The 25,977-nt window shown below is 33.1% G+C and carries 25 protein-coding genes and 1 pseudogene; 18 read left to right on the top strand and 8 right to left on the bottom strand.

Features of this window, described 5'->3' with window-relative positions; translation table 11 throughout:
* The first annotated feature begins 5 nt into the window (after positions 1 to 5).
* Entirely contained in the window at positions 6 to 1,211 is a 1,206-nt protein-coding gene (locus KA828_RS07245) for a CamS family sex pheromone protein (protein WP_193839149.1), read from the top strand.
* Positions 1,212 to 1,271: 60 nt separating this feature from the next.
* On the opposite strand, the gene putP is transcribed toward KA828_RS07245, so the two are convergent.
* Positions 1,272 to 2,810 (bottom strand): sodium/proline symporter PutP, encoded by a 1,539-nt coding sequence (putP, locus tag KA828_RS07240; RefSeq protein ID WP_075108572.1) that lies wholly within the window; start codon positions 2,808 to 2,810, stop codon positions 1,272 to 1,274.
* Positions 2,811 to 3,274: 464 nt separating this feature from the next.
* Between putP and gatC the strand changes: the two genes are divergently transcribed.
* From gatC to dinB, 7 genes and pseudogenes are all read left to right on the top strand, one after another.
* A complete protein-coding gene (gene gatC, locus KA828_RS07235; RefSeq protein WP_011275356.1) occupies positions 3,275 to 3,577 on the top strand; it encodes an Asp-tRNA(Asn)/Glu-tRNA(Gln) amidotransferase subunit GatC in 303 nt (100 codons plus the stop codon).
* Between the two features lies 1 nt (position 3,578).
* The gene (gene gatA / locus KA828_RS07230) at positions 3,579 to 5,036 is read left to right on the top strand and encodes an Asp-tRNA(Asn)/Glu-tRNA(Gln) amidotransferase subunit GatA (protein WP_075108573.1); all 1,458 of its coding nucleotides are present in this window, start codon (positions 3,579 to 3,581) and stop codon (positions 5,034 to 5,036) included.
* Positions 5,037 to 5,048: 12 nt separating this feature from the next.
* Positions 5,049 to 6,476, top strand: coding sequence for an Asp-tRNA(Asn)/Glu-tRNA(Gln) amidotransferase subunit GatB (gene gatB, locus KA828_RS07225; protein WP_070855034.1), 1,428 nt, complete (start codon positions 5,049 to 5,051; stop codon positions 6,474 to 6,476).
* 360 nt (positions 6,477 to 6,836) lie between these two features.
* The gene (locus tag KA828_RS07220; protein ID WP_053030383.1) at positions 6,837 to 7,829 is read left to right on the top strand and encodes a diacylglycerol kinase; all 993 of its coding nucleotides are present in this window, start codon (positions 6,837 to 6,839) and stop codon (positions 7,827 to 7,829) included.
* 101 nt (positions 7,830 to 7,930) lie between these two features.
* A complete protein-coding gene (gene rlmD / locus KA828_RS07215; protein ID WP_210125928.1) occupies positions 7,931 to 9,292 on the top strand; it encodes a 23S rRNA (uracil(1939)-C(5))-methyltransferase RlmD in 1,362 nt (453 codons plus the stop codon).
* A 129-nt stretch (positions 9,293 to 9,421) separates the two neighbouring features.
* Positions 9,422 to 9,969, top strand: a pseudogene (locus tag KA828_RS07210) (DUF3267 domain-containing protein).
* Between the two features lie 101 nt (positions 9,970 to 10,070).
* Positions 10,071 to 11,141, top strand: coding sequence for a DNA polymerase IV (gene dinB / locus KA828_RS07205; RefSeq protein ID WP_053030380.1), 1,071 nt, complete (start codon positions 10,071 to 10,073; stop codon positions 11,139 to 11,141).
* A 61-nt stretch (positions 11,142 to 11,202) separates the two neighbouring features.
* Here the strand turns inward: dinB and KA828_RS07200 are convergent, their stop codons facing one another.
* On the bottom strand, positions 11,203 to 11,754 hold the full coding sequence (locus KA828_RS07200; protein ID WP_210125926.1) for a 3'-5' exonuclease: 552 nt from the start codon (positions 11,752 to 11,754) through the stop codon (positions 11,203 to 11,205).
* Positions 11,755 to 12,051: 297 nt separating this feature from the next.
* The gene (ftnA, locus tag KA828_RS07195; RefSeq protein ID WP_053030378.1) at positions 12,052 to 12,552 is read right to left on the bottom strand and encodes an H-type ferritin FtnA; all 501 of its coding nucleotides are present in this window, start codon (positions 12,550 to 12,552) and stop codon (positions 12,052 to 12,054) included.
* Between the two features lie 194 nt (positions 12,553 to 12,746).
* On the opposite strand from ftnA, the gene murT reads away from it, so the two are divergent.
* On the top strand, positions 12,747 to 14,057 hold the full coding sequence (gene murT, locus KA828_RS07190; RefSeq protein WP_210125924.1) for a lipid II isoglutaminyl synthase subunit MurT: 1,311 nt from the start codon (positions 12,747 to 12,749) through the stop codon (positions 14,055 to 14,057).
* A 2-nt stretch (positions 14,058 to 14,059) separates the two neighbouring features.
* Positions 14,060 to 14,782 (top strand): lipid II isoglutaminyl synthase subunit GatD, encoded by a 723-nt coding sequence (gene gatD / locus KA828_RS07185; protein WP_053030376.1) that lies wholly within the window; start codon positions 14,060 to 14,062, stop codon positions 14,780 to 14,782.
* Between the two features lie 72 nt (positions 14,783 to 14,854).
* Here gatD and KA828_RS07180 read toward each other — a convergent pair whose 3' ends face one another.
* Positions 14,855 to 15,844, bottom strand: coding sequence for an FUSC family protein (locus KA828_RS07180; protein WP_210125921.1), 990 nt, complete (start codon positions 15,842 to 15,844; stop codon positions 14,855 to 14,857).
* 147 nt (positions 15,845 to 15,991) lie between these two features.
* On the opposite strand from KA828_RS07180, the gene map reads away from it, so the two are divergent.
* Positions 15,992 to 16,744 carry a type I methionyl aminopeptidase gene (gene map, locus KA828_RS07175; RefSeq protein WP_053030374.1) on the top strand — a complete coding sequence of 251 codons (753 nt, stop codon included), beginning with the start codon at positions 15,992 to 15,994 and terminating at the stop codon, positions 16,742 to 16,744.
* Positions 16,745 to 17,126: 382 nt separating this feature from the next.
* On the opposite strand, the gene KA828_RS07170 is transcribed toward map, so the two are convergent.
* Complete coding sequence (locus tag KA828_RS07170) at positions 17,127 to 18,137, bottom strand: HoxN/HupN/NixA family nickel/cobalt transporter (protein ID WP_210125919.1); 1,011 nt, start codon at positions 18,135 to 18,137, stop codon at positions 17,127 to 17,129.
* Between the two features lie 187 nt (positions 18,138 to 18,324).
* Here KA828_RS07170 and KA828_RS07165 point away from each other — a divergent pair, with 187 nt between their 5' ends.
* Genes KA828_RS07165 through vraR form a run of 4 tightly spaced genes read left to right on the top strand, consistent with a single transcriptional unit; the run spans position 18,325 to position 21,099 of the window.
* A complete protein-coding gene (locus tag KA828_RS07165; protein ID WP_107630255.1) occupies positions 18,325 to 18,711 on the top strand; it encodes a hypothetical protein in 387 nt (128 codons plus the stop codon).
* A 24-nt stretch (positions 18,712 to 18,735) separates the two neighbouring features.
* Positions 18,736 to 19,437 (top strand): cell wall-active antibiotics response protein VraT, encoded by a 702-nt coding sequence (gene vraT, locus KA828_RS07160; RefSeq protein ID WP_053030371.1) that lies wholly within the window; start codon positions 18,736 to 18,738, stop codon positions 19,435 to 19,437.
* Positions 19,434 to 20,480 carry a sensor histidine kinase VraS gene (gene vraS / locus KA828_RS07155; RefSeq protein WP_075108581.1) on the top strand — a complete coding sequence of 349 codons (1,047 nt, stop codon included), beginning with the start codon at positions 19,434 to 19,436 and terminating at the stop codon, positions 20,478 to 20,480. The genes vraT and vraS overlap by 4 nt, the downstream gene beginning before the upstream one ends.
* Complete coding sequence (gene vraR / locus KA828_RS07150) at positions 20,470 to 21,099, top strand: response regulator transcription factor VraR (RefSeq protein ID WP_070855030.1); 630 nt, start codon at positions 20,470 to 20,472, stop codon at positions 21,097 to 21,099. The genes vraS and vraR overlap by 11 nt, the downstream gene beginning before the upstream one ends.
* A gap of 437 nt (positions 21,100 to 21,536) precedes the next feature.
* Here vraR and KA828_RS07145 read toward each other — a convergent pair whose 3' ends face one another.
* From KA828_RS07145 to KA828_RS07135, 3 genes are all read right to left on the bottom strand, one after another.
* Positions 21,537 to 22,748: a YihY/virulence factor BrkB family protein gene (locus tag KA828_RS07145; protein WP_210125917.1), complete on the bottom strand. Its 1,212-nt coding sequence runs from the start codon at positions 22,746 to 22,748 to the stop codon at positions 21,537 to 21,539.
* 188 nt (positions 22,749 to 22,936) lie between these two features.
* On the bottom strand, positions 22,937 to 23,221 hold the full coding sequence (locus tag KA828_RS07140; protein ID WP_210125915.1) for a YtxH domain-containing protein: 285 nt from the start codon (positions 23,219 to 23,221) through the stop codon (positions 22,937 to 22,939).
* A 5-nt stretch (positions 23,222 to 23,226) separates the two neighbouring features.
* Positions 23,227 to 23,691 (bottom strand): low molecular weight protein-tyrosine-phosphatase, encoded by a 465-nt coding sequence (locus KA828_RS07135; protein WP_075108583.1) that lies wholly within the window; start codon positions 23,689 to 23,691, stop codon positions 23,227 to 23,229.
* Between the two features lie 141 nt (positions 23,692 to 23,832).
* Here KA828_RS07135 and KA828_RS07130 point away from each other — a divergent pair, with 141 nt between their 5' ends.
* From KA828_RS07130 to KA828_RS07120, 3 genes are read left to right on the top strand one after another with little or no spacing between them, the layout of a single operon-like run.
* Positions 23,833 to 24,042: a DUF1128 domain-containing protein gene (locus KA828_RS07130; RefSeq protein ID WP_075108584.1), complete on the top strand. Its 210-nt coding sequence runs from the start codon at positions 23,833 to 23,835 to the stop codon at positions 24,040 to 24,042.
* Positions 24,043 to 24,055: 13 nt separating this feature from the next.
* Positions 24,056 to 25,303 carry an aminopeptidase gene (locus KA828_RS07125; RefSeq protein WP_210125913.1) on the top strand — a complete coding sequence of 416 codons (1,248 nt, stop codon included), beginning with the start codon at positions 24,056 to 24,058 and terminating at the stop codon, positions 25,301 to 25,303.
* Positions 25,304 to 25,335: 32 nt separating this feature from the next.
* Positions 25,336 to 25,869 (top strand): acyl-CoA thioesterase, encoded by a 534-nt coding sequence (locus tag KA828_RS07120; protein WP_053030364.1) that lies wholly within the window; start codon positions 25,336 to 25,338, stop codon positions 25,867 to 25,869.
* Positions 25,870 to 25,977 lie beyond the last annotated feature (108 nt).

Below are 25,977 nucleotides of genomic sequence, written 5' to 3'. Positions count from 1 at the left end.
CGGCAATGAAGCGGACCCTATTTTTAATTTTAACGTCGCTTGTGCTGTTAGCGGCATGTGGCAATGACAATGATAATAAAAATAATCAATCTGTAAATAAGCAAGAAACAAAATCAGACTCAAATAATGTTAAGACAATAGCAACAGATAAAAATGTACAAGGTGATAATTACCGTACGATTCTGCCATTTAAAGAAAGCAAGGCGCGTGGCGTATTACAAGATAATATGGCAAATAGCTACAATGGTGATGATTTTGAAAGTGGTTTATTGAAATTAAGTAAAGATGTCTTTCCGACTGACGACTATCTATATCAAGACGGTCAATATTTAGATAAAGATACAATTAATAGTTACTTAAATCCTAAATACACTAAAAAAGAAATAGATAAGATGAGTGATAAAGAGAAGGAATCAAACAATGCGAGTGAAAATTTAGGTTTGAATCCATCACATAAAGGTGAGGATGATCCAGAAAAAATCGCAGAACAATCACCTGCGTATTTATCTAACATACTTGAACAAGATTTCTATGATAGTAGTGATACTAAAGGCAAAAATATAAAAGGTATGACAATTGGTTTAGCCATGAATAGTGTTTATTACTATCAAAAAGAAAAAGATGGAGAAACTTATAGTAAGGAACTTGATGATAAGGAAATTGAAAAACAAGGTAAACAAATGGCATCCGAAATCTTAACGAGATTAAGAGCCAATGATGACCTTAAAGATATTCCTATTCATTTTGCGATTTATAAACAATCAGATCAAAATTCAATTACTCCAGGTGAATTCATCGCCAATACTACAGTGGATGATGACCAAACTAAAATTAATAAATGGAATAAAATTGATCAAGTTTCAGCACTCTTACCTTCATCAACAGCTGAAAAGTATAATGAGAATTTAAATAATAATTTCAAGCAATTCAATAATAATCTACAATCTTACTTTACTAATTTTACGCAAGCAGTAGGTAAAGTGAAATTTGAAGGTAAGAAACCAACCCAATTAACAATAGACTTACCGATTGATTACTATGGTCAAGCTGAGACGATTGGTATTACGCAGTATGTTACAGAACAAGCGCAGAAATATTTTGATAATATCGATAGTTATGAAATTCGCATTAAAGATGGCAATACGCCAAGAGCTCTAATTAGTAAATCTAAAGAGGACAAAGAACCTCAAGTTCATATTTATAACAATTAATTAAAAAACTACGGATAATGCCTAAATGATAGGCTATCCGTAGTTTTTAATATAATCATGCTATTTTTCACGAACAATTGATTTAACTTTCTCAATGTCTCGTTCAACAAAGTCACCAGGATGTTGCGTTAACAAACTAACAACATAGGTAACAATAACACTAACTAAGAAACCTGGAATGATCTCATACATGCCAAAAATTTCATTGATACCAGCTAGAGGTTTAATCCATACAATCCAAATAATGACCACGAGCGCACCAGCTACCATACCACTAATCGCACCAGCTCGAGTTAACTTCTTCCAGTAAAGTGAGAATAATACTAATGGACTGAAAGATGCGCCAAAGCCTGCCCAAGCATTACCAACCAAATTCAGAATTGTGTCATTAGGAGACCATGCAATTGCGATAGCAACAATGGCAACCGCTAATACAGAAAGTCTACCAACCAATACGAATTCTTTTTGATGTGATTTTGCGCGTTCTTCACCACGAATTAATTTATAGAAGTCTTCTGTTAAGGAACTTGAAGTAACCAATAATTGTGATGAAATCGTGCTCATAATTGCTGCAAGAATGGCAGCCAATAAGAAACCACCTACTAACGGGTGAAATAAAATTTGACTCATAATGATGAATAACGTTTCAGGATCATCCATCTTAACGTGATTGTCTGGTATAAACGCAATACCAGTTAAACCAACGCCTACAGCACCTAGTAGGCCAACAGTCATCCAACTAATACCTAATCGACGTGCTTTAGGTAACATTTTATGTGACTTTATAGACATAAATCTTACAATGATGTGAGGTTGACCAAAATAACCTAGACCCCAAGCAAATAGAGAAATAATACCAAGTGTAGTCGTACCTCTAAATAAGTCCATATTCGTTGGTTTCATTTCAGCTACTCGAGAAAAAGTATCCCAACCATTAAGTTGCAACATAGCAACGATAGGAACCATAACCATCGCGATTAACATAATGACGCCTTGGAAGAAATCGGTAATCGATACAGCCAAGTAACCTCCGAAGAAAGTATAGGCAATCACGATGACAGCAACGAGTAGTAATCCAAAGTGATAGTTTAATCCAAATGCACTTTCAAACAGCTTACCACCCGATACAAAGCCAGAGTGAGTATATAATGTGAAGAATACTACAATGATTAAACCAGAAATAATTTTAATAATATTTTCTTTATCATTAAGTCGATTTTTGAAGAAATCAGGAAGGGTGATTGCATCGCCTGCCACTTCTGTATACACTCTCAATCTTGGTGCCACAATAAGGTAGTTGACATAGGCACCTAATGTAAGTCCGATTGTTATCCAAATTGCTGATAAGCCTGTGCTATAGACTGAACCTGGAAGCCCCATAATCATCCAACCGCTCATGTCTGATGCACCGGCAGATAATGCTGTAATATATGGTCCGATATTTCGACCACCAAGCATATATTCACTTAAGTTACCCGTAGCTTGCTTGTAGCCGTAATAACCAATAATAAGCAAAATAATAAAATAAACCGCAATCATTATGTATGTTTGCCAATTGGTATTCACTTGACTAGGCAAGCTTGCTCCTAAAATAAGCATATAGAAATACCCCCTTTGATTTTAATGAAGTAGATGCATAGATGTTCAATAAACTTTGATAAATTTTAAATACATATGTATGCAACCTTTTTAATTAATTTAGTTACATGTAATATTATACAATGTGATGAATGGTTTAGAGAAGTGTTAATTTTTATTTTTAAAAATAAAAACACTTTAAACACTTAATAATAAAGGGTTTTTAAAAAGTGAAATTTAACAATCTTATTGTGTGTGATGTGAATATTTAAATGTTTAATGTCCTTAAATGCAAAATATAAACCACATATATCTCAAAAATTATAATTGAGTTACATCAATTGTGGTGCAAAAAGATCTTGTTTTTCTATCAATGAACCATTCACAATGCTTTACCGTAGTGTTGATTCAATAAATATTTAGATTTTTAAGTGAAAATTTGATACAATTTTATGATGAATGAGTAATAAGGAGGCTTTTAATAAATGACTAAAGTTACACGCGAAGAGGTTGAACATATAGCACATTTAGCAAGACTTCAAATTTCTGAAGAAGAAACTGAAGAAATGGCTAATACACTTGAAAGTATCTTAGATTTTGCTAAGCAAAATGATACAGCAGATACAGAAGGTATTGAACCAACGTATCACGTATTAGATTTACAAAATGTGTTACGTGATGATGAAGCAATCGAGGGCATTCCTCAAGAACTTGCATTAAAAAATGCTAAAGAGACAGAAAATGGTCAATTCAAAGTACCAGCTATCATGAATGAGGAGGAAGCTTAAGATGAGTATTCGTTATGAATCAGTTGAAAAATTATCAGAAATGATTAAAAACAATGAGATTAAGCCTTCAGAAGTTGTCAAAGACATCTATGATGCAATTGAAGAAACGGATCCTACAATTAAATCATTTTTAGCATTAGATAAAGATAATGCAATTAAAAAAGCTAAAGAATTAGATGAATTACAATCAAAAGGCCAAATGGAAGGTAAATTGTTTGGTATTCCAATGGGAATCAAAGACAACATTATTACTAAAGACGTGGAAACAACATGTGCAAGTAAAATGTTAGAAGGATTTGTTCCTATTTATGAATCAACTGTAATGAATAAATTACATGATGAAAATGCCATTTTAATCGGTAAACTTAACATGGATGAGTTTGCTATGGGTGGTTCTACAGAAACATCATACTTTAAACAAACAGTTAATCCATTCGATCATAAAGCTGTACCAGGTGGTTCATCTGGTGGTTCAGCAGCAGCAGTTGCAGCGGGATTAGTACCGTTTAGTTTAGGGTCAGATACTGGTGGCTCAATTCGTCAACCAGCAGCATATTGTGGTGTTGTAGGAATGAAACCAACCTATGGACGTGTTTCACGTTTCGGATTAGTTGCATTTGCATCATCACTAGATCAAATAGGACCAATTACACGTAATGTTAAAGATAACGCTATCGTGTTAGAAACGATTTCTGGCGTTGATAGAAATGACTCTACAAGTGCACCAGTTGAAGACGTTGACTTCACATCAGATATTGGTAAAGATATTAAAGGTTTAAGAGTAGCGTTACCAAAAGAGTATTTAGGTGAAGGTATCAATGAAGATGTTAAAGAAGCTGTTAAGAATGCAGTTGAGACACTTAAATCTTTAGGTGCAGAAGTTGAAGAAGTTTCACTTCCAAATACTAAATATGGTATTCCATCATATTATGTTATTGCGTCATCTGAAGCATCAGCAAACTTAGCTCGCTTTGATGGTATTCGTTATGGTTACCATTCTAAAGAAGCTCAAACATTAGAAGAATTATATAAAATGTCTAGATCTGAAGGTTTTGGAGCTGAAGTTAAACGCCGTATCTTCTTAGGTACTTTTGCGTTAAGTTCTGGATATTATGATGCATACTATAAAAAATCACAAAAAGTTAGAACATTGATTAAAAATGACTTTGATAAAGTATTTGAAAACTATGACGTAGTTGTAGGACCAACAGCACCAACGACTGCATTTAACTTAGGTGATGAAATTGATGATCCTTTAACTATGTATGCTAATGACTTATTAACTACACCTGTTAACTTAGCTGGTTTACCAGGTATTTCTGTTCCTTGTGGGCAATCAAACGGTAGACCAATCGGCTTACAATTTATCGGTAAACCTTTTGATGAAAAGACGTTATATCGTGTGGCATATCAATATGAAACACAATTCAACTTACATGACGCATATGAAAAATTATAAGGAGTGGAAATAATGCATTTTGAAACAGTTATCGGACTTGAAGTTCACGTTGAGCTAAAAACAGACTCAAAAATGTTCTCTCCATCACCAGCACATTTTGGAGCTGAACCTAACTCAAATACAAATGTTATTGACTTAGCATATCCTGGTGTATTACCAGTCGTTAATAGACGTGCTGTAGACTGGGCTATGCGTGCATCAATGGCTTTAAATATGGACATTGCGACAAATTCTAAATTTGACCGTAAAAACTATTTCTATCCAGACAATCCAAAGGCATATCAAATTTCTCAATTTGATCAACCTATCGGCGAAAATGGATATATTGATATCGAGGTAGATGGTGAAACAAAACGTATTGGAATCACACGTCTTCACATGGAAGAAGATGCTGGTAAATCAACACATAAAGATGGTTATTCATTAGTTGACTTAAACCGTCAAGGTACACCATTAATCGAAATTGTTTCTGAACCGGATATCAGATCTCCAAAAGAAGCATATGCTTACCTAGAAAAATTACGTTCAATCATCCAATACACTGGCGTATCTGACTGTAAAATGGAAGAAGGCTCATTACGTTGTGATGCCAACATTTCATTACGTCCTTATGGACAAAAAGAATTCGGTACTAAAACTGAATTGAAAAACCTTAACTCATTTAACTATGTAAGAAAAGGTTTAGAATATGAAGAAAAACGCCAAGAGGAAGAATTATTGAACGGTGGTACTATTGGACAAGAGACACGACGTTTCGATGAATCAACTGGCAAAACAATCTTAATGCGTGTTAAAGAAGGTTCAGATGACTATCGTTACTTCCCAGAACCTGATATCGTACCTTTATACGTTGATGATGAATGGAAAGCACGCGTACGTGAAACAATTCCTGAATTACCAGACGAACGTAAAGCGAAATACGTTAATGATTTAGGATTACCAGAATACGATGCCCACGTCTTAACACTTACTAAAGAAATGTCAGATTTCTTTGAAGGTGCTATAGACCAAGGTGCCGATGTTAAATTAACATCTAACTGGTTAATGGGTGGCGTTAATGAATATTTAAATAAAAATCAAGTTGAGTTACAAGATACTCAATTAACGCCAGAAAACCTTGCTGGTATGATTAAACTTATTGAAGACGGTACAATGAGTAGTAAAATCGCTAAAAAAGTTTTCCCAGAGTTAGCTGAAAATGGTGGAGATGCTAAACAAATTATGGAAGACAAAGGTTTAGTACAGATCTCTGATGAGGCTACTTTAACTCAATTTGTTACAGAGGCGTTAGACAATAATCCACAATCAGTTGAAGATTATAAGAATGGTAAAGGCAAAGCGATGGGCTTCTTAGTTGGTCAAATTATGAAAGCATCTAAAGGCCAAGCTAACCCTCAAAAAGTAAACCAAATTTTAAAACAAGAATTAGATAAACGCTAATTAGATTATGCATTTGTATGTCATTCAATGATTAATTAACAGTCTGGGAAAAAATAATATAATAATGCTATTTAGCAAATTCGCAGTAGCTGACTGAGCTGAGAAGGCGCTTAAATCAAGCTTTTCTCAGTTCTAGTCATCCTTGCGGGGGTGGGACGACGAATTCAAAAGAATTCTGTCCCGCTCCCTTTTAATTTTGGTACATTTTAAGCGCTAGTACCCGGTGTAATATAAGATTTACAATCACCATATGACTGATAATATATAGGATGTATTTCAAAGTTTGTTGATTTAAATACTTCCAACTCTCTTATAAATCATTTAATATAAGAATATGTATAAAAAGATGAGGGATAATTTATGAGAAAACGTGCAAGAATCATTTATAATCCAACTTCTGGAAAGGAACTCTTCAAAAGAACTTTACCAGATGTTTTAATAAAATTAGAACGTGCCGGTTACGAAACAAGTGCTTATGCAACAGAGCGTGAAGGAGACGCAACACTTGAAGCGGAACGTGCACTTAAAAGAGATTATGATATTATCATAGCTGCTGGTGGAGATGGCACGCTTAATGAAGTGGTAAATGGTATCGCGGAGCAACCTAATCGCCCCAAATTAGGCATTATTCCTATGGGGACGGTGAATGATTTCGGTAGAGCCTTACATCTACCAAGCGATATTATGGGGGCGGTTGATGTCATCATTGATAATCATACAACGAAAGTTGATATTGGTAAGATGAATAACCGCTACTTTATCAATTTAGCAGCCGGCGGACAATTAACGCAAGTATCCTATGAAACGCCAAGTCGCTTAAAGTCTATCGTGGGTCCTTTCGCGTATTACATTAAAGGTTTTGAAATGTTACCTCAAATGAAAGCGGTAGATTTAAGAATAGAATATGATAATCAAGTCTTTCAAGGTGAAGCATTATTGTTCTTATTAGGACTTACGAACTCTATGGCAGGCTTTGAGAAATTAGTTCCGGACGCGAAATTAGACGATGGTCATTTTACATTGATTATTGTTGAAAAGGCTAACTTGGCTGAATTAGGACATATCATGACATTAGCGTCTCGCGGAGAACACATCAAACATCCAAAAGTCATCTATGAAAAGGCAACATCTATTAATATTTCATCATTTACAGAAATGCAATTGAATGTAGATGGAGAATATGGCGGTAAATTACCAGCTAATTTTTTGAATTTAAAGCGTCATATCGAAGTATGTACACCAAAGGATATATACAACGAGGAGTTAACTGAAGATCAGCAAGTTGAAGATGGTATCATTGAAGAAAAACCATCAAATGAAGAGATTATAAGAAATAATGAAATATCAGAGTAATTTATACAGTTGAAGAGGTTGAGCAATAGTTTTAATATCTTGGGTATGAAAAACAAACCTAGGTTAAACTACTCCAACCTCTTTTTATGTGGGGTGAAATAATGGAAACAATAAGTAAAAATGCAATTAACCATGGTAATGTTGTTGATTTAACGCACGAAGGGCATGGTGTTATCAAAATCGATCGTTACCCAATTTTTGTGCCAAATGCGTTAATTGGAGAAAAAATAGAATATAAAATTATCAAAGTAAAGAAAAATTTCGCGATAGGCAAACTACTTCAAGTTATGAAATCGAGTGAGCATCGCGTTGAACCACCATGCAAATATTATTGGAAGTGCGGTGGTTGTCAATTACAACATATGACTTATGAAGCGCAATTGGCAATGAAACAATCACAAGTGATTAATCTCTTCCATAGAAAAGCACAATTTACCGATACAACCATTCATAAAACTGTTGGAATGGATAATCCATGGCATTATAGAAACAAATCACAACTACCTATTGGTACCGATAAAAATGGACAAGCAATCATGGGATATTATCGACAACGAAGTCACGATATTATTGATATGGATAGTTGTTTAATCCAAGATGATATTCAGCAAGATATTATGAATCACGTTAAACAATGGATTAAAGAATATCGTATTAGTATCTATAATGAACGTACTAAAAGTGGATTGTTAAGACATCTAGTTATTCGCACAGGCTATTATACTGATGATATGATGGTTATCTTTGTAACCAATGGAAAACATTTTAAAGACGCTTCAATTCTAGTGGAAAAATTAAAACAAACATTTCCTAACATTACGAGTATTAAGCAAAACATTAATAACAGCCATTCTAATGTTATTATGGGTCAACAATCTATAACACTATATGGGAAAGACAGAATTGTAGATCAACTTAGCGATACAACATTTAAGATTAGTGATCAATCATTTTACCAAATTAATTCATCTCAAACTGAGAAATTATATCAAAAAGCAATAGCGTATGCGCAGTTAACAGGAGAAGAAACAGTGCTCGATACATACTGTGGTATTGGTACGATAGGTTTATACATGGCACCAGTAGCTAAACATGTGTACGGTGTTGAAGTTGTGCCATCTGCGATTAAGGATGCACAGCAAAATGCGACTTTAAATGGATTTGAAAATACAACTTTTGTCTGTGGTAAAGCTGAAGAAGTCATTATAAAATGGAAACAACAAGGTATCAGACCGGATGTTGTAATGGTAGACCCGCCGCGTAAAGGCTGTGATGAAACATTCTTACAAACTTTACTGAAACTTAATCCTAAGCGTATTGTGTATATTTCATGTAACCCTTCAACGCAACAAAGGGATGCACAAATTTTAGACACACAATATGAGTTGAAAGAAATTACACCGGTCGACATGTTCCCACAAACAACACATGTAGAAACAGTAGCATTGTTTGAAAGAAAATGATACGTGATATTTCATAATACGAATATTAAGAAATGATTACAGCGCATTAAATCTTATAGAAAAGGTTTTTTTCTCGATATAGACTGTGTATACTATGGTTGAAATTAAGAAAGATTGGAGGTCATTTTTGTGCAAAAATTTGATTTTTCGCCTAGTCGAATCAATTTACCTAAGTTTATTACAACCCAATTGGTCGTGGTTTTATTTATGATATTGTTTACATACAAGTGGGCGTTTATGTTTACAACTATTCATGAGCAAACTTTTTTAGCTAATTTACTCTACGGATTTTTAGGTTTTGTTGTTATTTTAGGATTACATGAATTGATTCACAGACTTTCGTTTTTTATTTTTTCAAAGGGTGAACAGCCTAAATTAAAATATAAAAAAGGATTTCTATTAGTACATATTTCAAAAAATGTTTTAACAAGTGGCAATTTTGCACAATTATGTTAGCTCCAATGGTCATCATTACTGGTCTATTAATGTTGATATTTAGTTATTATACGTACTCTTCAATTATCATCATGTTAAGTATTCATTTCGGGTATTGTCTAATAGATTTATATCTAGTAGGTATTACGTTTACGAATAAATTTGAGTACATTCATCTATCCGATGAAGGATTAATCATGTATTATCAGCGTCCTATACAAGTTAATAATGAGTTTGAATAAATCATAAGTCTCAATATGATTATATATGTGCACATTTCATGAGTTTTGAAGGATTTCACATTATAATTACGTTGAGGCTTATTTTTTAAAGAGGTGAGACAATGGCTGAAAGAAGAATTATACATATAGATATGGATTACTTTTTTGCGCAAGTAGAAATGCGAGACAATCCTAAATTAAAAGGGAAACCAGTGATCGTTGGTGGGAAGGCGAGTACACGCGGCGTGGTTTCTACTGCATCATATGAAGCGAGAAAATATGGTGTTCATTCTGCAATGCCAATGTCTCAAGCCCATAAATTATGCCCCAATGGTTATTATGTCAGTGCAAGATTTGATGCCTATAGAGAAGCTTCTGCTATTATTATGTCTATATTTAAAAGTTACACAGATATCGTTGAGCCAATGTCACTCGACGAAGCATATTTAGATATTACACATTTAGTCAGATCTGACTTACCGGCATCAAAAATTGCAAGCTTTATTCGTCGTGATATTTTTGAACAAACGGGTTTAACATCATCTGCAGGTGTTTCGTATAATAAATTCCTAGCAAAATTAGCAAGTGGTATGAACAAACCGAATGGCATGATGGTTATAGATTATAATAATGTAAATGATATTTTAATGAATTTAGATATTGGTGACTTTCCAGGTGTGGGCAAAGCCTCGAAAAAAGTAATGCATCATCATGATATCTACACAGGGAAAGATTTATATGATAAAACAGAATTTGACTTAATACGTTGGTTTGGAAAAAGAGGTCGTGGCTTATATCAGAAAGCCAGAGGTATTGATCATAGTGAAGTGAAAGCGAAGAGAGTGCGTAAATCCGTGGGAACTGAACGCACGTTTTCAACTGATGTCAATGATGATGAAGTCATATTGCAGAAGATATGGGAACTATCTGGAAAAACAGCAGAACGTTTAACTAAATTGCAAAAATCAGGTAGCACTGTAACAGTTAAATTAAAAACATATCAGTATGAAACATTTTCAAAACAAAGAAGCTTAAGAGAACCGGTTAATAGTGATATTGATATATACAATGTTGCTTATGATTTATATAACGAATTAAAGGATCCCGATATTCCAATAAGGTTAATTGGTGTCACAGTAGGGAATTTAGAACAATCAACATATAAAAATATGACAATCTATGATTTTATTTAAAGATAAAGGTCAATGCCGATAAAATGTACTTTGCTTATCAAAATACATTTCACATCATGCGCTAGCCTTTATCTTTTAAATTTTTACCATAAATTTGGAGCATACTTTGCAAATTATCATAATGCTTTAATAATCTAAATGTAATCATTGCACATGCTTTGGCATCATTGAGCGCATCATGATGACCATGAAAGTCTAATTGATAATGATTCATTAAATGTTTAAGACCATAACGATATGCATTAATCGTACGTTTAGCAAGTTGATATGAACAAAAGTAAATCATTGACGGAGTTTCAATATTTAATTGTTTTAAACTTTGGTGAAGTACATTCATATCAAAGGCAGCATTATGTGCAACAACAGGTAAGTTATCAATAAATTGCATCATATAGGGATATACATAGTCAAAACTCGGCGCATTATTGACATCCTCAGGTGTAATACCATGAACATTTATATTCGTCTTTGAGAAATAATCAAATGGATTGACTAAAGTGTAAAAGGATTCAACAATCTCATTATTGACAACTTTAACCATACCAACAGAACAGATACTTGTACGTTTACCATTTGCTGTTTCAAAGTCTAATGCAATAAAAGCATTATCCATATTTACACCATCCTTTCATGTATAGATGCTTTCATTTTAGTAGTAGTATAAAAACATTTCCAGGATGTTGCACAATTAAAAAAGGGAGTGGACAGAATTCTTTTAAAATTCGTTGTCCACTCCCAGCTTGCTTAGCTTGTAGAATTTCTTAGTGAAATGCTTTTAGCTAGGGCCCGCATGCAAGGTTGACTAGAACTGAAAAAGCTTGAGTTAAGTGCCTTTCCAGTAGCAGTCAACTATCGATTATTTTCAGATATAGTCTTATCTATATCGTGTCTGGCTTTAATAAGGAAAGCATTATTCTTCATTAAATGAACGTGCTGCTAATTCTTTTTCATATAAATATAATGTATTGCAGTCATCGCCAATACGATTTAAATAATCAATGTGTGTTTCAAAAGTTGCTTCTTCTTCCACTTGTTCATCTAAGAACCAGTTTAAGAAAGAGATAGTAGCATAGTCTTTATCTTTTTGAGCAATTTCAGATAAATTATAGAAACGACGTGTTACGTCTTGTTCTTGTGCTAATCCATCTTTAAATGTTTCAAGGATTGATTTGAATTCAGTTTTAGGTGCTGGAATTGATTTGAATTCAGCGTGTTCACCACGGTCATTAATGTAATCATAGATTTTTTTACCGTGGAAACGTTCTTCTTTAGCTTGTTGAATGTAGAAATTAGCGAAACCTTCATATGAAGCGTCATCACAATAAGCTGCCATTGCCATATAAGCATGCGCTGCGAAATATTCATGGTTCATTTGATCATTAAGTGCTTCTAACAAGTCTTTACTTAACATAATTAAGTCACCTCTATTAAAAATTTGTCATTTATTTTGTCTTTGTTCATAAAGAGTATAACAAATCTATTCTCATTAGTAAATAATAATTATTATAATCTAGGATGTAACTTGTTATTTTTAATTGAGAATGTTTTTTGTTATACCCGTTACGTGTTATAATTATTCAAGTGATTTATATGAGGAGGAAGCACATGAGACAATGGACTGCAACGCACTTAGCGAAATTGGCACGTAAGGCTAGTATCGCTGCCGGGAAAAAAGGTACTGACTTACCTGGACAAGTTGCCCGCAAAGTGGATCAAAATATATTAAGAAAATTAGCTGCAAAAGTTGATGATATCGTTTTTATTAGCGGAACGAACGGTAAAACGACTACATCTAATCTTATAGGACATACTTTAAAAGCAAATCACATTGATATCATACATAATAATGAAGGTGCTAATATGGCGGCAGGTATAACATCTGCTTTTATCATGCAAAGCACTAAAGATACTAGAGTAGCTGTCATTGAAATTGATGAAGGTTCAATACCACGTGTATTAAAAGAAGTGACACCATCAATGATGATTTTTACAAATTTCTTCCGTGATCAAATGGATCGCTTTGGTGAAATCGATATAATGGTAAATAATATTGCGAAGTCTATTAGTAATAAGGGAATCAAATTGTTACTTAATGCAGATGATCCTTTTGTTAGTCGACTCAAAATCGCTAGTGATTCGATTGTCTATTATGGCATGAAAGCACATGCACATGAATTTGAGCAAAGTACAATGAATGAGAGTAAATATTGTCCTAATTGTGGCAAACTATTAGTATATGATTACATTCATTATAACCAAATTGGTCATTACCATTGTTCATGTGGATTCAAACGAGAATTACCGAAATACGAAGTAACATCATTCTCTGCATCTCCATTCTTAGAATTAAATATTGGTGATACTACATTTAATATGAAAATTGCCGGTGACTTTAATGCGTATAATGCATTAGCGGCATATACAGTATTAAGAGAATTAGGTCTTAATGATGATTCGATTCGAAGAGGTTTTGAATCATACACATCAGATAATGGACGTATGCAGTATTTCAAACTCAATCATAAAGAGGCTATGATTAACCTTGCTAAGAATCCCGCTGGCATGAATGCAAGTTTGTCTGTGGGCGAACAATTGGAAGGTAAGAAGGTATATGTTATTAGTTTGAATGATAATGCGGCAGATGGTCGCGATACGTCATGGATTTATGACGCTGATTTTGAGAAGTTAAGCGAACAAAATATAGAAACGATTATAGTAACAGGAACTCGAGCTGAAGAATTGCAACTACGTCTGAAATTGGCTGAAGTGACTGTGCCTATCATCCTTGAAAAGGACATCTATAAAGCAACAGCATTGACTATGAACTATGAAGGATTTACAGTCGCAATTCCTAACTACACGTCATTATCTCCGATGTTAGAACAACTTAATCGTTCATTTACAGGAGGGCAATAAATATGAATGAATTAACCGTTTATCATTTTATGTCAGACAAATTAAATTTATATAGTGATATTGGAAATATTATTGCACTCAAACAAAGAGCAAAGAAACGTAATATTCAATTAAATGTTGTTGAGGTTAACCAAACTGAAGGTGTGACGCTTGATAACTGTGACATCTTCTTTATTGGTGGTGGAAGTGATAGAGAACAAAGTATTGCGACTAAAGAATTAAGCAAAATGAAGACCACACTTAAAGATGCAATTGAAGATGGTATGCCAGGTTTGACAATTTGTGGCGGCTACCAATTCTTAGGAACAAAATATATTACTCCTGATGGCACTGAACTTGAAGGATTAGGTATATTAGATTTTTATACTGAATCACGTACTGAACGATTAACTGGCGATATCGTCATTGAGAGTGATACATTTGGTACAATAGTTGGCTTTGAGAATCATGGTGGACGTACACATCATCATTACGGTACGTTAGGACACGTTACAGTAGGATATGGAAATAATGATGAGGATAAACAAGAAGGTATCCACTATAAAAACTTATTAGGTACCTATTTACATGGACCTATTTTACCTAAAAATCATGAAATCACGGATTATTTATTAGAAAAAGCTTGTGAACGTAAAGGTATACCGTTTGAACCTAAACAACTAGATAACACTGAAGAAGAAGCAGCTAAGCGTGTTATTATTGAACGTTCATCTAAGAATAAATAATAGTTGACTATTAATTAGTAAAAAGACGTACTGGAACTTCGTATGAAGCCAGTACGTCTTATTTATTTGGGTTTATTTGTCATTGTATCTACTATCTAATAATTTATAAATTAAAAGTATTTCATAAATGATATGACTTTTTATTTGATTTTGATCAAACTCTTCTAATCGCTTGACAGAAGACTTAAGTGTTGATGCAGATGAACGATGTGGTTCGAAATGATCGCTATTGACTATATTATTGACACTATGACTGATTTTAATAATTGCCATTTTTTCCTCAAGCGTAAATACTAAATGAATATGCTTAGGTAAATAAATGATATTTGATAGATGGGTAGCGAGTAATCGGTCAATATATGAACGGTTCGAAATCTGTTTCAACCGTTTCCACTCATCTTCCTTGTTCTTATGGTAGCGTAATTCATCTTTTTGATAACCAGTTAATGTCTCAGATTTGTTAATCACACCCATTAGCTTATTTAATAAATTATTACTATCATCTGAATCAAATTTTCCTAATAATAATTCATTACATCTTGATGAAAACAACTCATACATTTTATATTCTGATTGTGTTAGATTATCCTCAATTTGTTGGTAATATTTGGGAGGAAGAACAACAAAATTAACTAATCCCGCTGTGACCAAACCAATCAACGCTGTTAATAATCTTGAGAAGAAGTTAAAGAAATAGGCATCGTGTATACCAGGTATCATAGCAACTGATGTTAATACCGCAACGGTCGTACCAACTTGTAAATTTAATTTTGTACAAGCTAAAATGGTGAACAGTGCACTAAATGTATAGGTTAATGCTGATTGATCTCCAAAAATAAATGTAAAAATAACAGCGAATAATGCGCCAATGACTGTCGCTGGCAATCTTCTGTACCCTTTTTTTAATGATGCTTTGGCTGTGGGTTCGATTGTTACAATAGCTGTTAATATCGCAAAGATAGGAGTTAAATTAAGCATCAAACAAAATAGCGATGTTAAAAAAGTGGCTAAACCAGTTTTAATGGTTCTAGCGCCAATAATTCTTTTGTACCATTTATCCATATGATAAATCCTCTCGTTGTACGAAAATAACATTAATATGTTTCTTTAATAAGTAAATTATTTTCACTTCATTTTTTGTATGTTTAGTATATCAAAATTTTTTTGGTATAATAAGATGTAATCACAATTAAAAAGGAACGGGATATTATGATTGTAAAAACAGAAGAAGAATTACAAGCCTTAAAAGAAATAGGTTACATTTGTGCTAAGGTTAGGGATACGATGCAAGAAGCTACTAAACCTGGCATCACAACTAAAGAATTAGACAATATTGCTAAAGATTTATTTGAAGAACATGGCGCTATTTCAGCACCTATTCATGATGAGAATTTCCCTGGACAAACATGTATTAGTGTTAATGAAGAAGTTGCACATGGAATTCCAGGTAAACGAATCATTCGTGAAGGCGATTTAGTTAATATTGATGTATCAGCATTAAAAAATGGCTATTACGCAGATACTGGTATTTCGTTTGTTGTGGGTGAAGCAAGTGATCCGCTTAAACAAAAAGTATGTGACGTTGCATTAATGGCATTTGAAAATGCGATGGCAAAGGTTAAACCAGGAACTAAATTAAGTAATATTGGTAAAGCTGTGCATGCAACTGCACGTCAAAATGATTTAACTGTCATCAAAAATTTAACAGGACACGGCGTAGGTCAATCTTTACACGAAGCACCTAATCATGTAATGAACTATTATGACCCTAAAGATAAAACGTTGCTTAAAGAAGGGGTTGTAATCGCAGTAGAACCGTTTATTTCTTCTAAAGCAACATTCGTAACAGAAGGTAAGAATGAATGGGCATTTGAAACAAGAGATAAAAGTTACGTAGCCCAAATTGAACATACGGTTATCGTTACTAAAGATGGTCCATTATTAACGACTAAAATAGACTAATTTTAGAAGTAAATCTTTAATTGGCTAAACGTGAATAGATAAGTAAAAAGACAATTTCTAGTGAGTTTTGATACGCACCTTAATAGTTAATCTTAAAATCTAACTTTATGAGTGCATTCACTATAGAAATTGTCTTTTTTATATTTACTTTGCTTTTAAAATGCAAACGGGTTTGTTCATTTTCTTAAGTGCGATTTAATGACACTTATCAATGACTGGTATAAACGTGTGTATTCATCCGCTTGTACGTGCCTGTATCGTTCATTAAGAGATGGATAATGTGACTACCAATTAAAGATATGTTAACTATGCGACCTTCACTTGTCGTCTCAGGTAATTTAAACAACCTTTGTATTCATAATACAAACGTATTGAAACATGCTTACTTGGTCCATCGTTGTTCAACTTTGCCAAATTTCCATATTAAAGAGGAAATGAGCCAACTTGTTAAGAACAAAACAACCAGAATATAACCAAAATAATCAAACTGGATATTTGCGATAAATGTCCAGAAAGTGCCACTTAATTGCCATTTTTCTGCTATGATTTGAAGCAACTCTGTAGTACCGATTAACAATGCAGCGATAACTGAGATGGCAGTAATTGTAATGTTGTAATAAATTTTCCGAATAGGATTGAAAAAGGCCCAATTATAGGCAGAGGTCATCAATATACCATCTAACGTATCAAGTAAACTCATGCCTGCAGCAAATAGTATGGGCAAGGATAAGATACCTATAAATGAAATTGCTTGTTGAGACGCACCAGAAGATAACGCAAGTAAAGAAATTTCACTTGCAGTATCAAATCCTAAGCCAAATAAAAAACCAAGAGGCAAGACATGCCAACTACGACTTATGAGTTTAAAGTAGGGTCCAACAATACGAGAAATCAATCCACGTGCCTCTAATAAATCATTTAACTTATTATCATTTATACGTTCATTTTTTAATTTTAAGAATAGCGTAATTAAGGATACTAATATGATTAGATTCAATATACCAATTAGAATTAAAAAACTTCCTGAAACGATTGTACCAATAATACCACCAATTTCTTGAAAATGTGGCAACGCGTCTTTTGCCCATTTTACAGAAATGCCTAAGAAAACAGACATAAGAAAGACGACTGTAGAGTGTCCAATGGAGAAATAAAAGCCTACGCCGACAGGACTACGTTGTTGCTGTAATAATTTACGTACAGTATTGTCTATCGCAGCAATGTGATCGGCATCAAATGCATGACGCAATCCCAGCGTATATGCAAGGATACCCATACCTAGAAGTAGATGGTTAGAATTTGCTAACCAAAGGAAACTGAAACCTAAAATGTGCAGAAAAATAACGATAAGAATGTAGGGGAGCCAATTCAGACGATGATGTGCTTGAGTCATTGATGTTACCTTCTTTCTAGAATAAATATACTTAATCATACACTTAAAAATGGTAAAAATAAAATTAAGTTTATAATGAAATGAAGAAACATCGTACTAAAGTATGAGAACAAGATGGTCCCATAGACTATGGGCGTTTATACCACTTTGAACTATAATTAAGCTTAATCAAGGACGAGGTGGTTCTATGAATTATATGGACTTATATTTAAAACATTTTCTTAAAGTGATTATTAAACGAAACATTAGTGATTATCAAATTAGTTTAGATGAAAAATTAAAAAACATTGAAAATTATATTGAATATTTAAAAGCTAAGAAAACGCAAATGAATAAGTTGATTGACAGTTTATCTGCAACATTAGAAAATAAATATATTGATATAACTAATACTTATAACATTAAACATGCTCAGGAAATTAATAATTATGAAATTGAAAGCCTTAAAAAACAACTGGATTTATTCGAAGCGTATTGTGCAAGAATTGAAGCAGATATACATCGCTGTTCTAAAGAAAAAATTACAACTCAAGGCGAATGTGACATAATTGAACAAATGAGTGTAGTAGCTTAATTAAGAGGGATAGGAGGCGACACATTGACTCGAAAATATATTTCGACAGAATTATTAATCATATTTACCGCTTTAATGATTATTGCAAATTTTTATTACATCTTTTTTGAAAAAATAGGTTATCTATTCGTATTACTTTTAGGATGTATATTAGTTTATGTAGGCTACCTTTACTTTCATAAAGTAAGGGGTCTCTTAGCGTTTTGGATTGGTGCCTTACTTATAGCGTTTACTTTACTTTCAAATAAATATACTATTATTATTTTATTTGTCTTTCTGGTTATTGTTATTATAAGATATCTTATTTTTAAATTTAAACCATTGAAAGTAATTGCTTCAGAGGATGAAGTAACATCACCTCAGTTTATAAAGCAAAAATGGTTTGGTGAGCAACGCACGCCAGTGTATGTGTATAAATGGGAAGATGTGCAAATTCAACATGGTGTTGGGGACATTCACATTGATATGACTAAAGCTGCGAATATTAAAGAAAATAATACAATTGTTGTAAGACATATTTTAGGGAAAATTCAGTTAGTGGTACCATTGAATTATAATATTAACTTACACATGGCTGCTTTATATGGAAATGCATACTTAAATGGCCAATCTTATAAAGTTGAGAATAACCATATCCAGGTTGAAGAGAAGCCCAAAGAAGAAAATTATAACGTCAATATCTATGTTTCAACATTTATCGGAGATGTTGAGGTGATTTATCGATGAATCACTATTTAAGAGCTATCGGTTCAATGCTTATACTCGTCTATAGCATGTTAACCGCGTTCTTATTTATAGATAAAGTATTTGTTAATATTATCTATTTTCAAGGTATGTTTTATACACAAATTTTTGGTATACCTGTATTCTTATTTTTAAATTTAGTTATCATTTTACTTTGTATCATCGTAGGTTCAATTCTCGCATACAAAATTAATCAACAAAATACGTGGATTAAATCACAGATTGAACATGCTATAGAAGGTGAAACGGTAGGTATTAACGATCAAAATATTGAGCTTTACAATGAAACAATTGATATTTATCAAACGTTAGTTCCGCTAAACCAAGAACTACATCGTTTACGAATGAAAACACAAAATTTAACTAATGAAAATTACAATATGAATGATGTTAAAGTTAAAAAAATCATTGAAGATGAACGTCAAAGGTTAGCTCGAGAGTTACATGACTCCGTTAGTCAACAACTTTTCGCAGCAAGTATGATGTTATCTGCAATCAAAGAAACAAAATTAGAGGCACCACTTGACCAACAGATTCCAGTCTTAGAGAAAATGGTTCAAGAATCACAATTAGAAATGCGTGCACTGCTACTTCATTTAAGACCTTTAGGCTTAAAAGATAAATCTTTAGGTGAAGGTATTAAAGACTTAGTCATCGATTTACAGAAGAAAGTGCCTATGAAAGTGATTCACGATATACAAGATTTCAAGGTGCCTAAAGGCATAGAAGATCATTTGTTTAGAATAACGCAAGAAGCGATTTCTAATACATTGAGACATTCTAACGGTACAAAAGTGACGGTTGAATTATTTAACCAACAAGATTATTTATTACTTCGAATTCAAGACAATGGTAAAGGTTTTAATGTTGATGAGAAATTAGAACAAAGCTATGGATTGAAAAATATGAGAGAACGTGCATTAGAAATCGGTGCGACATTCCATATCGTATCATTGCCAGATTCTGGAACAAGAATAGAAGTAAAGGCACCATTAAATAAGGAGGATGATAATTATGGCGATTAAAGTTTTGTTCGTAGATGACCATGAAATGGTTAGAATTGGGATATCAAGTTATTTATCAACACAATCTGATATTGAAATAGTTGGAGAAGGGGCGTCTGGTAAAGATGCAATTGCGAAAGCGCATGAACTTAAACCGGATTTAATTCTCATGGATTTATTAATGGATGACATGGATGGGGTAGAAGCTACTACTCAAATAAAAAAAGATTTACCACATATTAAAGTCGTTATGTTAACAAGTTTTATTGAAGATAAAGAGGTATACAGAGCCTTAGATGCTGGTGTAGATAGTTATATATTAAAAACAACCAGTGCGAGCGATATTGCAGATGCAGTACGTAAAACGTATAATGGAGAATCTGTATTCGAACCTGAAGTTTTAGTTAAAATGCGTAATAGAATGAAAAAACGTGCAGAGCTATATGAAATGTTGACTGAACGAGAAATGGAAATTTTATTATTAATTGCTAAAGGCTATTCTAACCAAGAAATTGCAAGTGCTTCTCATATCACAATTAAAACTGTAAAAACACATGTAAGTAATATATTGAGTAAATTAGAAGTGCAAGATAGAACGCAAGCTGTAATTTATGCATTCCAACATAATTTAATTCAATAAAATCATAAAAATAGAAAGTATTTTAACGAGACGCTTGCGTTGATTATTAATGAACATAAGTGCTAGCGCACTTATGTAAGAAATGCTAAAGATGAACTACGAGTGACGTTGTGTGCGGGGCACCAGCAAAGAGATTTTCAACATGATAATATACAAACAAAGCAAGCTGGGGTTGAGGAACTTAAGTGTTTACACACTTACGTAAATAGTTCTAAGATAGATTACGAAACAGAGTTACGGAGACTCCTAGGGGAGCATAACAACAGAATGAGTAAATGTTCATCTAAGCATTTCTTTAGAGGACTACAGGCACGAGCCTTGCGAGCCAACAATTCAGAGTATTGTAAATAAATAAGCCAGTAAATGAATTAGTTAAAACTCATTTACTGGCTATTTCTCTAGGAATGATGTCCCAGTCTCTTTTTGTTTAATGAATATTACTTCTTAGTATCATCGTCGTTGTTAGTGAATTTATCTTTGATTTTCTCAGTTAATGAAGCGTCTTCTTCATTTTTATCTTCTGGATCTTTATCAACTTTGTAGTTTTCATCTTTACCAGTTGCTGTTTGTTTATATTCATAAGTTGTATCTTCGTTGTAGTGGTTTTGGTTATTATCATCATGGTCTAATGCTGCTTCTTCAGGCGTTTGGCCTTTAATCACGTGTCTTTGATGAATAATTGCATTAATTTCGGCACCTATGATGATGATAAAACTTGTTAAATATAACCAAATTAAAAGGATAATAATCCCTGCGATACTTCCGTATGTTTTTGAATAGTTTCCAAAATTAGAAATATAGAAACCGAATGCGAAAGATCCAATTAACCAGATAACCGATGTGAATATCGCCCCTGGTAAAACAGATTTTAATTTCGTTTTAACATTTGGCGCTACTGAGTATAGAATTGTAAAAAGAATCAAAATAATGATTAATGGAAGTACAATTCTAATTAAACTGAAAACCCATTTGACTTGATCATCTAATCCTAGGGGACCAAATAAGAAATGAGCGATAACTGAACCCATTGTTGGTAGTGCCATAGCTACTAAAAATACTACACCTAACACAATTGTAAATACAACACTTAATAACTTTAATAGAATACCATTTCTATTATCTTCTACATCATAAGCAACATTAAATGAGTTCATGATTGCAGTCATACCATTTGAAGCTGACCAAATTGCTAAGATTAACCCGATAGATAGTAAACCGCCACTTGAATTTTTAGTGACATCGCTAATGACACCTTGAATTAGACTAGACGTGTCAGCGGGTGCGTTACTTAGTAAACCAGTAATTTGGCTTTGATCTAAGTTGAATAGTGGTAATAAAGTTAATAAAAAGATCAGCATAGGGAACATAGCTAATACAAAATGATAAGTCATTTGTGCAGCTAAACCTGATGCATCATCTTTTCCTATACGATAGATTAAATATGAGAGAAAATTAGATTTCTTTGTATATTTAGCTGGTTTATTTAATCGTGATACAAAAAAGACTTGATTATCTTTTTTGGGTTCTTTAGATTGAAATTCTTGTGGTTCGACATATGTACGATCAACATTTATTTTATCTTGATTCTTCTCTTGTTCTTCTTTAATAGAGTTAAGATATTTTGAGTTCGATTTATTTTCTTTTGACATAACAATCTCCTTTGCTTTAACCACATACATAAATAAAAAGTAAAAGAAGCGGGACAGAAACCTGTTATATTAAAAGATTTCATTGTCCCGCTTTACTATGAGTGAAAATCAAAATTGATATGATTCACTTTTAGTTATTGCTTAAGATCGCTAACATGTTAGACAATGTAGCAATCGTAAGCAATCAATTATTGACCAATGCGGTTATTCTTACGGTTAACGAAAGTATCTTTCGCATCTTTAATTGATTTTTCTAATTCTGGATTATTACGACGAATTTCTTCAATTGTATTTTTCCAATATAAAACTTCGTCTTTAATAGAATTAAATTTAGAAGGTTTACGTGAACGATTACCTTCTTTAATATCTTTTACAGATTGAACTAATGCATTACGTGTTGATTTGTCTGCTAACGTAGCAGCACCACCAACAAGTGCACCTATTAGAATACCAGGAATTAATTTGTTTTCCATTTCATTTACCCCTCTTTCAAATTTGCATCTTTAACGATGAAATCAATTAGATTATCACAAGATGATTGTACCATTTCATATACACCATCAAAATTATTTGTGTAGTAAGGATCTGGTACATCACTCTCTTCCATATTACTAAATTCAAGTAATTTGAACAATTTCCCTTTTAGGTTAGGATTGATGTTTTTGATATTATCAACATTACTTTGATCCATGGCAATAATATAATCAAAATCATCATTCGGTTCAAACAACTCACTAATCATACCATCAAAAGGTATATTATGGCGATTAAGAATATCTTGAGTACCTTCATGAGGCGGTTCTCCAAGGTTCCATTTGCCAGTGCCTCTTGAATAAACATTAACACCTGAAATATGTCTATCTTTCAAGCGTTGACGCATGATTGCTTCAGCCATAGGAGAGCGACATATGTTTCCAAGACATACAAATGCTATATCTACCATACTCTATTCCCCCTAATCTGTTATATATAAACCATTTTATAGTTATTTTAAAATTTTATAAAGACATAATATTACTTTATTCGATAAAAGTTTGTTAAATCGTCATACTTTGATAAAATATTGTATTAAAGAGGTGATAACGTGACTCAAAATAATAATAAAGAAATGATTGCAGAGATTAGAAAAAAGTTAAACATCGTTAATCAAGGATTATTAAATCCTGATAAATTTGAAGAAGCCAATCAACAAGATGTAGAGGAAATATACAATTTTGTAATGTCTAAAGATTCTTTTTCACCAAGTGAAGTGACAGCGATTGCTGACGAATTAGGCAACTTACGTCAAGATTAAGGAGGATGCGCATATGACTTCATTAAGTTATAACGAGAAATTACAACAATATGCAGAATTATTAGTGAAAATTGGCATGAACGTACAACCTAAACAACCTGTGTTTATTAGATCTTCAGTGGATGCTATCGAGTTGACGCGATTAATTGTTGAAGAATCTTATAAAGCAGGGGCTTCTGACGTTAAAGTTGTATATGCTGATTCTAGATTAAATAGACTTAAGTTCGAATATGAATCGGTCGATTATTTTGAACATCAAGCTGTAAAATCATATGAAGTAGACGAACGAATGGATTATGCTAATCGTGGTGCAGCTAATTTAGCCTTATTAAGCGGAGACCCTAACTTATTAAACGGTATAGATGCAGAAAAACTGAAAGCATATCAAATGAATTATAGTCATGCATTCAAAGGTTATATGGAAGGAAGTCAAAAGAATCAATTTCCATGGGTAGTTGCAGCCTTTCCTTCTAAAGATTGGGCGAAACGTGTTTATCCAGAATTAGACGAAACAGCTGCACTGGAGAAATTTATTGATGAGGTATTTGATATCGTAAGAATTGATGGAAATGATCCTATTGAAAATTGGAAGCAGCATATCGAAAACTTAAGTGTACATGCTAAACAAATGCAAGACAAAAATTATAAAGCCTTACACTATCAATCAGATGGAACGGACTTAGTCGTTGGTCTTCCTAAAGGACATATATGGGAAGATGCTACAAGCTATGTAAATGGTAATCAACAAGCATTTATAGCGAATATACCAACTGAAGAAGTCTTTACAGCTCCTGATCGTAATAATGTCAATGGATACGTGACGAATAAATTACCACTTAGTTATAATGGTACAATTATTGATGGCTTTACATTAACGTTTAAAGATGGACAAATTGTAGATTTCAAAGCGGAAAAAGGCGAAGAGGTACTTAGAGATCTGATTAACACAGATGAAGGGGCTAAACGATTAGGTGAAGTTGCCTTAGTACCTGACGATTCTCCAATTTCAAATCGTAATACTATTTTTTACAATACACTTTTTGATGAGAATGCATCGTGCCATTTAGCTATTGGTTCGGCATATGGCTTTAATGTTGAAGGTGGTACAGAAATGACGACGGAAGAAAAAGTTGCCAGTGGCTTAAATGACTCAAATGTGCACGTTGATTTCATGATAGGTAGTGCTGATTTAACGATTTATGGAATTAAACAGGATGGCTCTAAAGAATTAGTGTTTAAAAATGGTAATTGGGCACAATAAAAATAGAAATTAATATAAAAGAGGTATAACGCATGTCAAATTCTCAAGATAATCGAAAATCAATGTCTGAATCGAAAAGTTTTAAAGCTAAGCAAGTATTTCCTCAAGACACCAATCATCATCACACAATGTTTGGTGGGTCATTGATGGCTAATATAGATGAAATAGCAGCTATTACAGCAATGAAACATGCTAACGCTCAAGTAGTAACAGCTTCAACAGATTCGGTTGATTTTTTAAGACCAATCAAAACAGGAGATATAACTTCTTATGAAGCAATGGTCAGTTATGCAGGTACGAGTTCAATGGAAGTTTGTGTACAAATTATCATTGAAGATGTTTTAAATAAAGAAAAGCATTTAGCAGCCTTAAGTTTCCTTACTTTCGTTGCATTAGATGATAATGGGAAACCAGTCAAAGTACCAGATGTTTATCCAGAAACAAAAATAGAAAAATGGTTTTACGAAAGTGCACCTAAACGTGTTCAACGTCGTAAAGATAGAAGAGAAGAAAGTAAAAGTACTATCGAATTTTTATCAAACGCGCAACATATTGAAGAAATTTAAACTGTGTGAAGCGGCTTGCAATATAGATAGTATAGTTTAAAAGAGTATAAATAAGCACCACATAAAATAATGTTAGCGTAAATTTATTTGGTTCTAAGAGAAATGCGG

Origin of the sequence: Staphylococcus sp. GDY8P85P (assembly GCF_017892405.1) — a bacterium.
Taxonomy (GTDB): Bacteria; Bacillota; Bacilli; order Staphylococcales; family Staphylococcaceae; genus Staphylococcus; species Staphylococcus borealis.
The sequence above is the reverse complement of the archived record's forward strand: the minus strand, read 5'-3'. Positions and strand labels throughout refer to the sequence as shown.

Coding starts and splice junctions, on each gene's coding strand:
- KA828_RS07220 (WP_053030383.1), top strand. CDS start 6,837: ATGAGAAAACGTGCAAGAATCATTTATAATCCAACTTCTGGAAAGGAA.
- gatB (WP_070855034.1), top strand. CDS start 5,049: ATGCATTTTGAAACAGTTATCGGACTTGAAGTTCACGTTGAGCTAAAA.
- putP (WP_075108572.1), bottom strand. CDS start 2,810: ATGCTTATTTTAGGAGCAAGCTTGCCTAGTCAAGTGAATACCAATTGG.
- gatC (WP_011275356.1), top strand. CDS start 3,275: ATGACTAAAGTTACACGCGAAGAGGTTGAACATATAGCACATTTAGCA.
- KA828_RS07245 (WP_193839149.1), top strand. CDS start 6: ATGAAGCGGACCCTATTTTTAATTTTAACGTCGCTTGTGCTGTTAGCG.
- ftnA (WP_053030378.1), bottom strand. CDS start 12,552: ATGTTAAGTAAAGACTTGTTAGAAGCACTTAATGATCAAATGAACCAT.
- rlmD (WP_210125928.1), top strand. CDS start 7,931: ATGGAAACAATAAGTAAAAATGCAATTAACCATGGTAATGTTGTTGAT.
- KA828_RS07180 (WP_210125921.1), bottom strand. CDS start 15,844: ATGGATAAATGGTACAAAAGAATTATTGGCGCTAGAACCATTAAAACT.
- KA828_RS07120 (WP_053030364.1), top strand. CDS start 25,336: ATGTCAAATTCTCAAGATAATCGAAAATCAATGTCTGAATCGAAAAGT.
- gatA (WP_075108573.1), top strand. CDS start 3,579: ATGAGTATTCGTTATGAATCAGTTGAAAAATTATCAGAAATGATTAAA.
- map (WP_053030374.1), top strand. CDS start 15,992: ATGATTGTAAAAACAGAAGAAGAATTACAAGCCTTAAAAGAAATAGGT.
- KA828_RS07165 (WP_107630255.1), top strand. CDS start 18,325: ATGAATTATATGGACTTATATTTAAAACATTTTCTTAAAGTGATTATT.
- KA828_RS07135 (WP_075108583.1), bottom strand. CDS start 23,691: ATGGTAGATATAGCATTTGTATGTCTTGGAAACATATGTCGCTCTCCT.
- KA828_RS07125 (WP_210125913.1), top strand. CDS start 24,056: ATGACTTCATTAAGTTATAACGAGAAATTACAACAATATGCAGAATTA.
- KA828_RS07200 (WP_210125926.1), bottom strand. CDS start 11,754: ATGGATAATGCTTTTATTGCATTAGACTTTGAAACAGCAAATGGTAAA.
- KA828_RS07140 (WP_210125915.1), bottom strand. CDS start 23,221: ATGGAAAACAAATTAATTCCTGGTATTCTAATAGGTGCACTTGTTGGT.
- KA828_RS07145 (WP_210125917.1), bottom strand. CDS start 22,748: ATGTCAAAAGAAAATAAATCGAACTCAAAATATCTTAACTCTATTAAA.
- dinB (WP_053030380.1), top strand. CDS start 10,071: ATGGCTGAAAGAAGAATTATACATATAGATATGGATTACTTTTTTGCG.
- murT (WP_210125924.1), top strand. CDS start 12,747: ATGAGACAATGGACTGCAACGCACTTAGCGAAATTGGCACGTAAGGCT.
- KA828_RS07170 (WP_210125919.1), bottom strand. CDS start 18,137: ATGACTCAAGCACATCATCGTCTGAATTGGCTCCCCTACATTCTTATC.
- gatD (WP_053030376.1), top strand. CDS start 14,060: ATGAATGAATTAACCGTTTATCATTTTATGTCAGACAAATTAAATTTA.
- vraR (WP_070855030.1), top strand. CDS start 20,470: ATGGCGATTAAAGTTTTGTTCGTAGATGACCATGAAATGGTTAGAATT.
- vraS (WP_075108581.1), top strand. CDS start 19,434: ATGAATCACTATTTAAGAGCTATCGGTTCAATGCTTATACTCGTCTAT.